The sequence below is a fragment of the Kocuria coralli genome, assembly GCF_008831305.1.
Classification (GTDB): Bacteria; Actinomycetota; Actinomycetes; order Actinomycetales; family Micrococcaceae; genus Kocuria; species Kocuria coralli.
This window is the reverse complement of record NZ_ML708610.1, coordinates 24437-37196: the sequence shown is the minus strand read 5'-3', so window position 1 is coordinate 37196 and position 12760 is coordinate 24437. Positions and strand designations below refer to the sequence as shown.

General features: G+C 68.4%; 11 protein-coding genes. 3 read left to right on the top strand and 8 right to left on the bottom strand.

What is annotated here, in order from left to right:
• Nucleotides 1-25 precede the first annotated feature (25 nt).
• Nucleotides 26-1417, top strand: coding sequence for an aspartate aminotransferase family protein (locus FCK90_RS00190; protein WP_158032301.1), 1392 nt, complete (start codon nt 26-28; stop codon nt 1415-1417).
• Nucleotides 1418-1512: 95 nt separating this feature from the next.
• Here FCK90_RS00190 and FCK90_RS00185 read toward each other — a convergent pair whose 3' ends face one another.
• The 4 genes from FCK90_RS00185 to FCK90_RS00170 form a co-directional block, all read right to left on the bottom strand.
• A complete protein-coding gene (locus FCK90_RS00185; protein WP_158032300.1) occupies nt 1513-2826 on the bottom strand; it encodes a flavin-containing monooxygenase in 1314 nt (437 codons plus the stop codon).
• A gap of 34 nt (nt 2827-2860) precedes the next feature.
• Nucleotides 2861-4342: a Na+/H+ antiporter NhaC gene (gene nhaC / locus FCK90_RS00180; RefSeq protein ID WP_158032299.1), complete on the bottom strand. Its 1482-nt coding sequence runs from the start codon at nt 4340-4342 to the stop codon at nt 2861-2863.
• Between the two features lie 175 nt (nt 4343-4517).
• Nucleotides 4518-5255: an SDR family NAD(P)-dependent oxidoreductase gene (locus tag FCK90_RS00175; protein ID WP_158032298.1), complete on the bottom strand. Its 738-nt coding sequence runs from the start codon at nt 5253-5255 to the stop codon at nt 4518-4520.
• 42 nt (nt 5256-5297) lie between these two features.
• Complete coding sequence (locus tag FCK90_RS00170; protein ID WP_158032297.1) at nt 5298-6017, bottom strand: SDR family NAD(P)-dependent oxidoreductase; 720 nt, start codon at nt 6015-6017, stop codon at nt 5298-5300.
• A 280-nt stretch (nt 6018-6297) separates the two neighbouring features.
• On the opposite strand from FCK90_RS00170, the gene FCK90_RS00165 reads away from it, so the two are divergent.
• Entirely contained in the window at nt 6298-7239 is a 942-nt protein-coding gene (locus FCK90_RS00165; RefSeq protein ID WP_158032296.1) for a LysR family transcriptional regulator, read from the top strand.
• Nucleotides 7240-7288: 49 nt separating this feature from the next.
• Here the strand turns inward: FCK90_RS00165 and FCK90_RS00160 are convergent, their stop codons facing one another.
• A complete protein-coding gene (locus FCK90_RS00160) occupies nt 7289-7834 on the bottom strand; it encodes a hypothetical protein (RefSeq protein ID WP_158032295.1) in 546 nt (181 codons plus the stop codon).
• 122 nt (nt 7835-7956) lie between these two features.
• On the opposite strand from FCK90_RS00160, the gene FCK90_RS00155 reads away from it, so the two are divergent.
• On the top strand, nt 7957-8754 hold the full coding sequence (locus FCK90_RS00155; RefSeq protein ID WP_158032294.1) for an IclR family transcriptional regulator: 798 nt from the start codon (nt 7957-7959) through the stop codon (nt 8752-8754).
• A 54-nt stretch (nt 8755-8808) separates the two neighbouring features.
• Here FCK90_RS00155 and FCK90_RS00150 read toward each other — a convergent pair whose 3' ends face one another.
• From FCK90_RS00150 to FCK90_RS00140, 3 genes are read right to left on the bottom strand one after another with little or no spacing between them, the layout of a single operon-like run.
• Nucleotides 8809-9777, bottom strand: coding sequence for a beta/alpha barrel domain-containing protein (locus FCK90_RS00150; protein ID WP_158032293.1), 969 nt, complete (start codon nt 9775-9777; stop codon nt 8809-8811).
• Complete coding sequence (locus FCK90_RS00145; RefSeq protein WP_158032292.1) at nt 9774-11024, bottom strand: CaiB/BaiF CoA transferase family protein; 1251 nt, start codon at nt 11022-11024, stop codon at nt 9774-9776. Before FCK90_RS00145 ends, FCK90_RS00150 begins: the two co-directional genes overlap by 4 nt.
• A gap of 55 nt (nt 11025-11079) precedes the next feature.
• Nucleotides 11080-12522, bottom strand: coding sequence for a GntP family permease (locus FCK90_RS00140; protein WP_158032291.1), 1443 nt, complete (start codon nt 12520-12522; stop codon nt 11080-11082).
• Nucleotides 12523-12760: the final 238 nt, after the last annotated feature.

Sequence of the window (12760 nt, the reverse complement as noted above, 5' to 3'; positions counted from 1 at the left end):
CAAGTCAACAGAGAGGATTGAGAAGATGTCAGACTTCATCGATCTGAAGGGCGCCGAGCAGAGCTTCGGCGACACCGAAGCGCAGCGCGAAGTGCGTGAGAACGACCGCAACCATGTCTTCCACTCCTGGTCAGCCCAGGGGCAGATCAACCCGCTGCCGGTCGCCAAGGGCGAGGGCGCTCGGTTCTGGGACTACGACGGCAAGGAGTACCTCGACTTCTCCTCGCAGCTGGTCAACCTGAACCTGGGCCACCAGCACCCCGGGCTGGTCAAGGCGATCCAGGAGCAGGCCGGTCGCCTCGCGACCATCCAGCCCTCGTTCGCCAACGACGTCCGCGGCGAGCTGGCCAAGCGCGTCGTCGAGCACTCCTTCGACGGCGCCCGGTCGGTGTTCTTCACCAACGGAGGCGCCGACGCCAACGAGTACGCGGTGCGCATGGCCCGCCACCACACCGGCCGCCAGAAGGTGCTCGCGCGCTACCGCTCCTACCACGGCTCGACCGCGACGGCGATCACCCTCACGGGTGAGCCCCGGCGCTGGACCAACGGGACGCTCGACTCCGGGGTGGTCCACTTCTCCGGTCCCTACCAGTACCGGTCGGCGTTCTACGCCGAGACCCCCGAGCAGGAGACCGAGCGGGCACTCGCCCACCTCGAGCAGACCATCCAGTTCGAGGGCCCGAACACGATCGCCGCGATCATCCTGGAGACGGTCACCGGAACCAACGGCGTACTCGTCCCGCCGCCCGGGTACCTGCCCGGCGTGCGCGCCCTCTGCGACAAGTACGGGATCGTGATGATCCTCGACGAGGTCATGGTGGGCTTCGGGCGGACCGGCCAGTGGTTCGCCTACCAGGGATTCGACGTCCGCCCCGATCTGGTCACGTTCGCGAAGGGTGTCAACTCCGGCTACGTCCCGCTCGGCGGCGTGGTGATCTCCGAGCAGATCCACGACACCTTCGCGGACCGCCCGTTCCCCGGCGGCCTGACCTACTCGGGCCATCCGCTGGCCTGCGCATCGGGTGTCGCCACGTTCGACATCTTCGAGGAGGAAGGCATCCTCGAGCGGGTGCGCGACCTCGGGGAGCGCGTCGTGGCCCCGCGTCTCGCGCAGTTCGCGGAGAAGCATCCCTCCGTGGGAGAGTTCCGCGGCACCGGCCTCTTCTGGTCGCTGGACCTCGTGGTGGACCGTGAGACCCGGGAGCCGCTCGTGCCGTTCAACGCCGCGGGCGACGCCGCGGCTCCGATGAACGCCGTGACCGGAGCGTGCAAGGATGCCGGCCTGTGGCCGTTCACCCACTTCAACCGCCTGCAGATCGCCCCGCCGCTGGTCATCGCCGAAGAGGATCTGGTCAAGGGTCTCGACATCATCGATGCGGCACTGGATGTCGCCGACGGGTACTACACCGGTCAGTAGCGAGTCGACGGGCGAAGAGGGCCCGCCTCGTCGTCGTGCGGTTCGAGCGCGACGACGACGCGGGCCCTCTTCGCGCCGTGGGCCAGTCCTGCCTTCTAGGACGACGCAGCGGCGGAGGCGACCGGTCCCCCAGCGGCATCCCTGGCCGTCGAGTAGGCGGCCAGGAGACGATCCGTATCGGCGAGCTGCTCCTCCCAGGTGGCGCGGACGATGTCGATCCGGTCGTCGGCCTCCTGCAACCGCGAGAGATAGGCCTGCACTGGGGTGAAGCCGTCTGCCGTCGCCTCGTGCAGCTTGATCATCTCGATCACCCGTTTCGCCTGCACGCCGTAGATGGGGATCTGCGGGCCGCGCGGAGCTGCCAGACCGATGTAGTAGAGCTTCTCGAGACCCTGCGGGACCATCCCGGCGGCGTAGCGCAGCGGCACTCCCCTGCTCCGTGCCACCAGGTCCTCCGGGAGGAAGGGCAGGCTCGCATGGAATCCGGTCGCCCACAGGACGGTGTCGTACTCCTTCGCGGAGCCGTCCGTGAAATGCGCGATCCTGTCCTCGAAACGGGAGACGCCGGGCACGATGCCGATCCGCCCGTGATGCACCCAGTAGAGCAGCAGGTCGTTGACGACCGTGCGCCCCTCGGCCAGGGTGCGGTGGGGCGGTTCCGGCATGTTCGGGTAGTTCTTCCACTCCCCGACCGAGACCCGCGCCAGCAGACGCGAGATCAGGTCGACCTCCTCGGGCGAGAACTCGGCCAGCCAGGGGATCTCCTGGCGCGGGACCCCGAAATACGCCTTGGGCTGGAAGTAGGTCCCTTCGCGCATCACGATGTCCACTTCATATCGATGCTGCGCAGCATCGACCGCCAGGTCGCATCCGGAGTTGCCGACGCCGACCACGAGCACCCGTTCCCCCTGGATGTCGCCGGTGTTCTTGTACGACCCCGAGTGGACCTGCGTACCGGTGAATCCTCCGGCGATCTCCGGGATCCGCTGATCCCACAGGTGACCGTTGGCCACCAGCACGCCGTCGTATTCGACCGACTCGCCGGTGCCGAGGGTGACGACCCAGCCGGCCGATCCGGGGGGCCCGTCCGACGGCACGGGCTCAACGGAGTCCACGGCGGTATTGAACGTGATGAGGTCGTAGAGCCCCTTCTCCCGTGCGTAGGACTGCAGGTAGTCGACCACCTGGGTGCGGCGGGGGAAGTGCGGGTAGTCCCGGGGCATCGGGAAGCCCTCGAAATGGGTCATGTCGCGCGACGTGATCAGATGCAGCGCGTCGTAGTCGGTATGCCAGTGACCGCCGACCCGGTCGGTCTTCTCGTAGCAGTCGACGTCGTAGCCCGACTGCCGCAGCTGCTGCAGCGCGGACATCCCTGCGGCGCCGCCGCCGATGACGCAGTAACGAGTCATGGTTCTCCTCACGTGGTGTGCTGGGCCGGTGCGGTCATCTCGGCCGGTACCTCTCCGGGTCGGGAATGCCGATGGTCTCTGTCACGGGCTGGGTCTGCTTGGTCGCCACCTTGAACTGGGTGATCGCCAGGATGAGGCCGAAGATCGTCGAGGAGTAGGCGAAGAACATGAACGGCATGTACTCCACGGTGGCTACGCCGAGCACCCCCGCGGCGAAGACACCGCCGCCGGCCCACGGGAAGAAGGCGTCGTACACGGTGCCCGAATCCTCGAGAGTCCTGGACAGGTTCTGCGGTCTGAGGCCCAGGCGCCGGTAGGCGGGGGTGAACAGGGTTCCCACCATCACGGCTCCGAAGGAGAACGAGGCGCCGAGGCCGACCGACAGGAACATGGCCGGCGAGGTGGTGACCATCAGCTTGCGCCGGGTGTCGGCCTTCTGCAGGATCGCCGTGAGGATCTTCTGGACATAGCCGCCCAACTGCAGCAGCCCGGAGATCGCCACGGCGAACATGAAGAGCAGCACCACCCCGGCCATGGAAAGCATCCCGCCACCGGAGACCAGGCCGTCCACTTCCTCGATACCGATCGTCGACTCGTAGCCGGAATGCAGGCCGGTCATGACGTCGGCGAAACTCATCCCCTGCCAGAGGATGGCGACCGCTCCGCCGCTCAGGGCTCCGGCCACGATGGCGATGAAAGGCGGCAGGCGCAGCAGCAGCATCGCGAGGGTGACCACGAGCGGGATCAGGGTCACCAGGCCGAGCTGGTAGCTCGATGCCAGGCCCTGGGTGATCTCCTCGATCTCGGAGCCGATGTTCTGCCTCCTGGGCATGGCGAAGCCGATCACGCTGAACAGGACGAGCGTCACGACGTACGCGGGGCCCGTGGTCCAGAGCATGTACCGGATGTGCGTCAGAAGGGGCGTCTTGGTGATCGCCGCGTTCAGGTTGGTCGAGTCCGAGAGCAGGGAGAGCTTGTCCCCGAAGTAGGCGCCGGAGATGACGGCACCGGCGACTATCGGCAGGGACAGCCCCAGACCGCCGCCGACGGCCATGAGCGCCACGCCGACCGAGCCCATGGTGCCCCAGGAGGTGCCCGTGAACAGGGAGACGACCGAGCACAGGAGCACCGCCGTCGGCAGGAACCAGGTCGGGGAGATCAGTTCGAGACCGTAGTTGATGATCGTCGGGATCGTGCCGGACATCGCCCACGCGCTCAAGAGCATGCCGACCGAGAGCAGGATCAGCAGCAGCTCGATCACCTGCCGCACCGAATCGAAGGCGGCATCCTGGACATCGCGGAATGAGAATCCGACGATGCGCAGGAGGATCATGATCACCACCATCGAGAAGAACATGACCATCTCGATCGGCAGGGCCAGGATCGCCGTGCCCACCAAGAGCATCGTCGCGAGCAGGACGACCACCCCGACCGAAGTCAGCATCGACGGGTTGTAGTCGTAACCGGGTTCCGTATGGTCGGCCACCTCCGGGGCAGCTGCGCTGTCAGCACCCATGACGGTCAGTCCCGGTCGGGGTCGTAGCAATCGATCCGGCTGGAGCGGGTCCGGCCGTGGCCGGCGTGGACACTCCCCCGGAGAGGTTCTTTGGGAGTTTCATGGTGTTTGTCTTCCTCAGCTTCCAGAATCGGATATGCAGGTCTCGGGGAGCAGACGGCGGCTCCCCCGCCTCTTATGCGGTCAGCCCGCCGTCGATGGTGTAGGTGGCCCCCGTCACGAAGGACGCTCGCTGATCCAGCAGGAACTCCACGAGAGGCGAGATCTCATCGGGGCTCGCCCGGCGGCCGGCGGGTGCCGCGCTGCTCGAACCACCCGTGGGCTCGAAGTCGTTCATGGGGGTCGCGACGCCTCCGGGGCAGATGACGTTGACCCGCACCTCCGGTGCGTACTCCAGCGCCGCCACCTTCGTCAGGGCGATCACGGCCGCCTTGGAGGCGGAGTAGGCCGCGTACCCCTTCGCGCCGGCAAGCGCTGCGGTCGACGAGACGTTCACGATCGCCCCGTAACCGCGTTCCGCCATGATCGGCGCCAGCGCCTGGATGCCGAGGAAGGTGCCGTGGACATTCACCCGTTCGTGCAGCATCCACGTCTGCAGATCGGTCTCCTCGATCGCTGAATAGCGCAGTATCCCGGCGTTGTTGACCAGTCCCGTCACCGGTGCCTCCGCCTCACGGAGCTCGGTGGCCAGGGCGCGCCATGCCTCAGGGTCCGAGACATCGAGCTGACGGTAGCGGGCATCGACGCCCGAGGTGCGCAATCCGGCCACCGTGCGCTCGCCCTCCTCCCGGAGGACGTCCGTGAGGATCACCCGGGTTCCCGTCCGCCCGAGCAGGGACGCGTGCGCGGCGCCCTGTCCGCGGGCCGCGCCCGTGACCACCACGGTCCGCTGCGAGGTGTTTGCCGTGCCCATCTCGTCTCCTCAGTCCTGTCCCGGTCTCTCGGCTCCCCGGCGTTACTGCCGGATCACCGTGCCGCCCGAGAGGGTGATCGTCTCGCCGGTCATGAAACTGGTGTGGCGCTGCCCTGCGAGCAGCAGCACCCAGTCCGCGATCTCGGCCGGCTGGGCGACCCGGCCCAGCGGGATACCCTTGGCGGCCTCCGCCATTCGTCCGGTGACGGCGTTGCCCGGGGTCTCGACCCAGCCTGGGGCGACCCCGTTGACTCGGATTCCCTCCGGGGCGAGCTCCAGCGCGAGCGATTTGGTCAGTATCACGACCGCCGCCTTGGAGGCCCCGTAGAACAGCTGCCCGGGTGAGACCTCGAAGGCATCCACCGAGGCGAAGTTCACCACCGTGGATCCCCTGCCCATGTAGGGGCGTGCCGCCGCGATCACGTTGACGACGCCCAGCACGTTGACGTCGAAGATGCACCGGTAGGTCTGTTCGTCATAGGAACTCAGATTGGTGGGCGGGTAGACGCCGGCGATATTCGCGACCGCGTCGATCCTTCCCTCAGGGGGCAGCAGGGACCCGATGGCCCGCTCGACCGAGGCACGCGACCGGACGTCCGCCGTCGTGCTCCGCAGCTCCCCCGGCCCCTCGACGGTCCGTTCGAGGGGGGCCAGGTCCAGGGCGAGGACCGTCCACCCTTCGGTCACGAACAGCTCGGTGGTGGCCAGCCCCATGCCGGAGGCCGCCCCGGTCACGAGGATCGTCGGCGGTGTCTGCCTCATCTGTGCCTGTCCTCCTGGGTCGGTGACATCTCGGTCGGTGACATCGGACGTGAGACCGGCAACGGCGGTGGGATCACGTTGCGCAACATTCGACCAGGCGGGTAGTCCTAGGACAATGCTCATTGACAGATGACTGCTCTAGGTTTTCCCTATGTCAAAGGAGTGACTGCGTCATGGTGCGGGACAGCACTTCTGACCCGGACACGGGACGACCGAACTTTTACCGTGCGGAAATACAACCGGGGGCCGGTTCACGGTGCCCGGGAGAGCGGAGGGGCTCATGCCACTGCCATCAGTACGCCAGCTGGAGTACTTCATCTCGGCGGCCCGGGTGGGCACCTTCGCCGGCGCAGCGGCTGAGAACCACATCGCGCAGCCGAGCCTCTCCGAGCAGATCGGCAACCTGGAGAAACTCCTCCAGGTGAAGCTGTTCACGCGCACCTCCCGCGGTTTGCAGCTGACCGACGCCGGGAAGCAGACCCTGCAGCTCGCCGAAGAGGCGCTGCGCGGCATCCGCGACGTCGCGGAATGGAGCCGGCGTCTGAGCGCGGTCGAGGTAGGCAGGCTCTCGTTCGGGACCTTCAGCAGCGCGCACCTCTACCTGCTGACGGACCTCATCCGCGAGTTCCGGGCCCTGCACCCGGAGGTCCGGGTCCAGATCATCGGCCTCAACTCGTCGGAGGTCGCCACCGCCGTGCGCGAGGGCGACCTCGAGGCGGGGCTGATCCAGCTCCCCGTGGACGACCGGGGCCTGGAGGTCAGCCCGAGCGTCTTCACGGACCAGGTCGTCTACGTCTCGGCCGACCCGATGACGGAGCCGGGCCCGCTCGACGTCGAAGCCCTCATGCAGCGGCCCCTGATCCTCTCGGAGTCCAGCTGGGCCCTCGGCGACCCCCTGCGGACCTCGCTGCTGGAACGGTCGCAGCGCGCCGGACTCCGGCTGGACCCCGTCATCGAGGTCGAGTTCCAGACGCACGCCCTCCACCTCGCCGCGGAAGGGCTCGGGGACACGCTCGTCTCGTACCACGTGGGACGGGAGCTGATCGAGCAGCGAGGGCTGCACTGGGCGCCCCTCACACCGCCGTACTTCGAGCACTACGCCTTCATCAGTAAGAAGGGCGGCGCCATCTCCCCTGCCACCTCCGAGTTCATGCGCATCGCTCACGGGCTCATGGAGCGCCTGTCGGCCATCACGCCCACCGCGCTGGTGGCCGACGGGTGAGCCGCCGTCGTCTCACCGTGACCGCCGTGTCCGGAAGACCCGCCGCCGCTCACCAGGGAGAGCCCGTCCTCGCCACGAAGATCACGAGGGAGACGACGGCGAAGGCCAGGAACGAGGCCCCCATACCGGGTCCGACCCACCGGCTGGTGGGCTCGTCGGAGGATCTCAGCCGGGGCACCAGCGCGAGAAGGCCGATGACCTGGAGCAGGCCCAGGACCGTCAGCGACCAGTCCCCGAGCAGGACGGCCAGGGGAACGAAGTGCAGGGCGACCACCACGGCGACCCACCAGGCCATCCAGCGGCCCTGCCGCCTGCCCCGCAGTACCAGGCAGCCCGCCGCCGCCAGCACGACCTCCGCGAGCACCAGCACGCCGAACCAGGCATACCGGCCGTCGAGCGCGGTCGCCTCGCCCCATCTGGTCACCAGCGCGTAGCCGAAGGCCCCGGCGAGCACGACGCCGAGCACGGAACCCGCGCCGAGTCGCCAGCGCCATTGCCGCGGCGGGTCCTCCTGCCCCCAGCCGAACCACACCATGGCCATCAGGCCGAACCAGGCGATGGTGAAGACATGATCGCGGGCGAACTCGGTGAGCATGGTCCTACCTCGTCTTCCCGCAGGGAACAGGTCCGCTTCTCATTGAACCCGAACCGCGCCGTCCCTGCCATGGCCGCGGCCTCGCTCCTTGCGGCCGGCGCCGGTGAGATAACGTCATGGCCATGGCGTCATCGGAAAGCTCCCACCGGGCCCCCAACAACCCCCTGCTGGTGCTGGGCAAGATCACCGCCATCCTGGACGCCTTCACCCTGGCCCGACCGACGCTGACCCTGGGAGAGATCCGGGAGGCCACGGGGATGCCGACCTCGACGGTGCAACGGCTGGTGACGAATCTCGTCTCCCAGGGTTTCCTGGACCGCGAGGAGGACTCGTTCCGGGTGGGTATGAAAATGGCGTACTGGGCCGCTCCCGCCACGAGGGGCGTGGCGATCCTGGACCTCTTCACGCCCCTGCTGAAGGAGCTTCGCGACCGTACCGGGGAGACGGCTGCGTTCTTCCACGCCGAGCAGGGTTACCGGGTCTGCGTGGCCCTGGCGGAGACGCGGCACGCCCTGCGCCGGGAGATGCACGTGGGCAAGATCCTTCCCCTGCACGCGGGCTCGGCGGGCCAGGTCCTGCTGGCCTGGGATCCGGATCTGCTCCGACGGACCCTCGAGACCCCGCTGGAAACGCTGACGGAGCAGACCCCGACCCGCCCCGAGGACCTGGAGGAGGCCGTGGCACGGACCCGCCGCAATGGCTTCTCGATCACCGCCGGGCATCGCGACGACGCCGCCTCGGGTCTCTCGGCGCCCGTCTTCGACGCCACGGGGGGCGCCGTCGGCGCCGTGACCATCAGCGGGCCGACGCTGAGGATGCCGTATTCCGTCTGCGAGGGCTGGGTCGAGGAGCTGCTGTCCACCGCCGAGCGGATGACGCGGCTGATCGGCGGGCGGTTCCCGGACGAAGCGCGGACGTGAGCGCGTTCCGCCCGGATGGCCGGGCGGAACGACGCACAGCTCAGCGGCGGGCGGTCAGTCCCGGCCAGTCCGGTCGCAGACCGGGGTCGACGTGTCCGGAACCACCCAGTCGAAGGCCGTCGCCTTGGAGCGGGCTCCCTGCGCCGCCTTGGAACGGTTGGGTTCCTTCAGCTCGTCCAGAAGCTCCTCGGACAGTGTCACCAGGTCGGAGAGTCCCCTCGGGCTGAGCCACTCGGGCTGGGTGGCGAAGAGCAGGTCCTCGCTGGAGGTGTTACCGCTGGCGCCGGGGGCGAACGGGCAGCCGCCGAGCCCGCCCAGGGCGCCGTCGACCATGGTGGCGCCGGCCGCGATCGCGGCGAGCGTGTTGGCCACTCCCAGGCCCCAGGTGTCGTGGCCGTGGTAGACGATCCGGCGCGGCGGCGTCTCGGCGCCCACACGGCTGATGAGCTCGGTGACCTGGGCCGGGACCGCCTGGCCCAGGGTGTCGCAGATGACGATGTCCTCGGTGCCCGCGGCGCGGGGGTCACCGGCGAGGGCCAGGACCCGCTCGGGGTCCACGGGGCCCTCGAAGGGGCAGGTGAAGGAGGTGGCCAGGCACAGCTGGATCCTGCCGTCCACGCCTCGGGCGATGTCCACGGCCTCCGGGAGGGCGGCCATGCTGACCTCGGTGGTGCGGCCGATATTGGCCCGGTTGTGCGCGTCGGTGACGGAGAAGCAGTACTGGAAGTTCCGCACGCCCGCCTCGGCGGCTCGTGCGACGTGCCGTGGCGTGGCCACCCAGATCCAGCACCTCTCCAGTTCGTCGGGCGACAGCGCTGCCACCACGTCCAGGGTATTGGCCATGGGCGGTACCAGATCCGGGCGGGCCATGGACCCCAGTTCGATGGCCGGGACGCCGAGCCGCAGCAGCTCCCGGACGATCTCCACCTTGCGTTCGGTCGGCAGGACCTTGCCGGTCAGCTGCAGCCCGTCGCGCAGGGTGACGTCGCGCAGTTCGGCTCGCGGTTCAAGGGTGTGGTTCATGCGCGCAGGTTCTCCTTGGCTGCGGTGGCCTCCGCGATCTGAGCCGGGCTCATGCCGAGCAGCCCCGACAGGACGTCGTCGGTGTGCTCGCCCAGGTCGGGGCCGAGGTGACGGATGGGCAGGGAATGGTCGCCGATGACCGGCACGATCCCGGGGAACCCGACGTCGGTGAGCGTCTCCTCACCGGTCGAGACGTCGAACTTCTGGACCATGCGCCGCGCGGCGTACTGGGGATCGCCGCTGATGTCGGCTGCCGTGTAGATCGGGCCGGCAGGTACGCCGGCGGCGTCGAGCGCCTCCAGCGCCTGGGCTGCGGTGCGACCCGCGGCCCAGGCGCCGATGGCCTCGTCGAGCTCCTCGCGGCGGGCCCATCGGGCGGCGTTGGTCTGCAGCGCGGGGTCCGAGCCGAGGTCGGGACGCTCGATGGTCTCCATGTAGCGCTGGAAGATCGAGTCCCCGTTGCCCGCGACCACGATGCTGGCGCCGTCTCCGCAGATGTAGGCGTTGGACGGGGCGATGCCCTCCATGCGGCCCCCCACGCGCTGGCGCTCGATGTCGTAGGCCTGGAAGTCCGGCACCAGGGACTCCATCATCGAGAACATGGCCTCGTGCAGGGCGACGTCGATGACGCGCTCCCGCATCGGCACGCCCCCCTGAGCGGCGCTCCTGTGCACCTCACGCTGATAGAGGCTCATCACCACGCCGAACGCGGCATAGAGCCCGGCGATGGAGTCCCCGATCGAGACCCCGACCCGCACCGGTGCCCGGTCCGGGTCCCCGACGAGGTTGCGGAAGCCGCTGTAGGCCTCGGCGACGGCGGCGAAACCGGGCCTGGGCGACAGCGGACCGGTCTGCCCGAAGGCGGAGATGCGGCTGATCACGAGTTCCGGGTTGATCTCGTCGAGCACCTCGGGACCGAGCCCCCATTTCTCCAGCGTCCCGGGGCGGAAGTTCTCCAGCAGCACGTCGGACTCCGCGACCAGGGCTTTGACCGCCTCCTTGCCCGCTGCGGAGCGCAGGTCGAGGACGACCGACTTCTTGTTGCGGTTGAGGGTCCGGAAGAGCATCGACGTGGTGCCCTTGTACAGGCGCCAGTTGCGCAGCTCGTCACCGGTGCCCGGGCGCTCGACCTTGATGACCTCGGCGCCGAAATCCGCCAGCAGGCGGCCGGCAGTGGGGGCCGCGATGTAGTTGCCCAGTTCCAGGACGCGGATCCCCTCCAGGGGTTTGATATCGGTGTCGGTCATAGGGTTCTTTTCTTCTTTCGTGCTCGCGGGAGCGGAGGAGTGTCGTGCCGGACGGTCAGATGAACAGGCCCAGCACCAGGGTGCAGCCCAGGGCCACCACGGAGGCCACCGAGACGCCCAGGGAACACGTCTTCAATGTCCCCTTGGTGGTCTGCCCCAGCATGGACTGCAGGAGCCAGAAGGTGTTGGAGGTGACGTGGACCAGGAACAGCGAACCGGCACCCGCGGCCAGGGCGATGAGCACCGGGTCCAGCCCGATCTGAGGGGCCACGGGGGCCAGTAGTCCGGCTGCGGTGATCGCCGAGATCGACACCGAGCCTACGGCGATGTGCAGTACCGCGGCGATGAACCACACGGTCAGCAGCGGGGCGAAGGAACCCGCGGTGAAGTACTTGCCCAGGATGTCGCCCATTCCGCTCGCGGCCACCACCGCTGCCAGTGAGCCGCCGGCGCCGGTGAGGATGAGGATCTGCCCGGATTCGCGGAACCCGCTGACGACGGCCTGCTCGACCCGCGCCCGGCCGATGGTGTAGCGGGCGACGGCGCTGGTGCCCAGCAGGCCGATGAGCAGGGCGATGACCGGGGCGGCCAGAAAGTCCGTCACGGGGCTGGCCAGCCCGACCATCTCGAGGATGGCTCCGGCGGCGATCAGGACCAGTGCCAGGAGCATCGGGGCGAAGAGCAGGAGCAGAGGGGGTTCTTTGCCAGGGCTGCGCTTGCCCTGGCCGACCGGGTGGGGAAGCAGGCCCACCTTGGTGCCCTGGCTCGTGGCCTTCTCGCCGACGGCTGCAGCCTGCACGGGCTCGCTCGGGGCCTCTTCGGCTGCGACGGCGGTGCCGTCGTCGTCGGCCACCGGCTGCTCGTCCTGATCGGCCTTCCAGAGTCCGTGAGTGAGCAGGAAGTTCATGATCGTGATGGAGATGATGATGGTCGGGACGATGACGGTCAGCCCGAAGATGAGCATCTTGCCCAGTGGCACGCTCAGCAGCCCGGCCAGTGCCAGGGTGGCCACACCGGGGACCATGAGCACGATGCCGCACTCGAGGCTGATCGCCATGGTGGTGGCGATCTTGGCGGTGCCGTACTTGCCGAGGTGGGGAGCGATCCGCCGCGCCAGTGGTGCGCTCATGACCAGCAGCACGTCCAGGAAGATCGACTGCAACCCCGCCCCCAGGGTCAGGCCCAGGGCGTACGGCACCCCGCGGGGGCCGAAGACCCGGAGCAGGTGGTCCACGAGCCTGCGGATCGCGCCGGTCTCATTGAGGATCGAGCCCATCAGGACGCCCCAGGCGATCAGCAGGCCCACCTCGAGCATGATGTCGCCGAAGCCCTGCATCAGGGTCTCGGTGGTACCCCCTGCGCCCATCCCGGTGGCCAGTCCCAGGCCCGCCGCGCCGACCACCAGCGCCACGACAGGATTGATACGGAGCTTCACGATCATCAGCACGATGGCGAGGATCGCCACGCCCGTGACCGTCAGAATCAGCCAGTCTTCCATCGGCTGCTACCTCTTCCCTCAGGACGCCCCGCACCTTCATCTGTGCTCTGCGTCACCTCTATGTTGCTCACAATATAAGCATGTACTCACAAAATGGGTCAAGGTGCTCAGTGGCGGAAGGCTGGAAAGGCCCACCGGCGCAGGGGATGATGGTGCCGCAAGGGCTCGGAGACGTGGGGCGAGACGCCGCGGCCGTATGACCCCGATGCGAGATCCGGAAGGACCGAGGAACGACACC

Excerpts from the sequence above, each read along its gene's own strand:
- FCK90_RS00165 (WP_158032296.1), top strand. The coding sequence starts at position 6,298 with ATGCCACTGCCATCAGTACGCCAGCTGGAGTACTTCATCTCGGCGGCC.
- FCK90_RS00140 (WP_158032291.1), bottom strand. The coding sequence starts at position 12,522 with ATGGAAGACTGGCTGATTCTGACGGTCACGGGCGTGGCGATCCTCGCC.
- FCK90_RS00155 (WP_158032294.1), top strand. The coding sequence starts at position 7,957 with ATGGCGTCATCGGAAAGCTCCCACCGGGCCCCCAACAACCCCCTGCTG.
- FCK90_RS00160 (WP_158032295.1), bottom strand. The coding sequence starts at position 7,834 with ATGCTCACCGAGTTCGCCCGCGATCATGTCTTCACCATCGCCTGGTTC.
- FCK90_RS00150 (WP_158032293.1), bottom strand. The coding sequence starts at position 9,777 with ATGAACCACACCCTTGAACCGCGAGCCGAACTGCGCGACGTCACCCTG.
- FCK90_RS00175 (WP_158032298.1), bottom strand. The coding sequence starts at position 5,255 with ATGGGCACGGCAAACACCTCGCAGCGGACCGTGGTGGTCACGGGCGCG.
- FCK90_RS00170 (WP_158032297.1), bottom strand. The coding sequence starts at position 6,017 with ATGAGGCAGACACCGCCGACGATCCTCGTGACCGGGGCGGCCTCCGGC.
- FCK90_RS00190 (WP_158032301.1), top strand. The coding sequence starts at position 26 with ATGTCAGACTTCATCGATCTGAAGGGCGCCGAGCAGAGCTTCGGCGAC.
- FCK90_RS00145 (WP_158032292.1), bottom strand. The coding sequence starts at position 11,024 with ATGACCGACACCGATATCAAACCCCTGGAGGGGATCCGCGTCCTGGAA.
- FCK90_RS00185 (WP_158032300.1), bottom strand. The coding sequence starts at position 2,826 with ATGACTCGTTACTGCGTCATCGGCGGCGGCGCCGCAGGGATGTCCGCG.
- nhaC (WP_158032299.1), bottom strand. The coding sequence starts at position 4,342 with ATGGGTGCTGACAGCGCAGCTGCCCCGGAGGTGGCCGACCATACGGAA.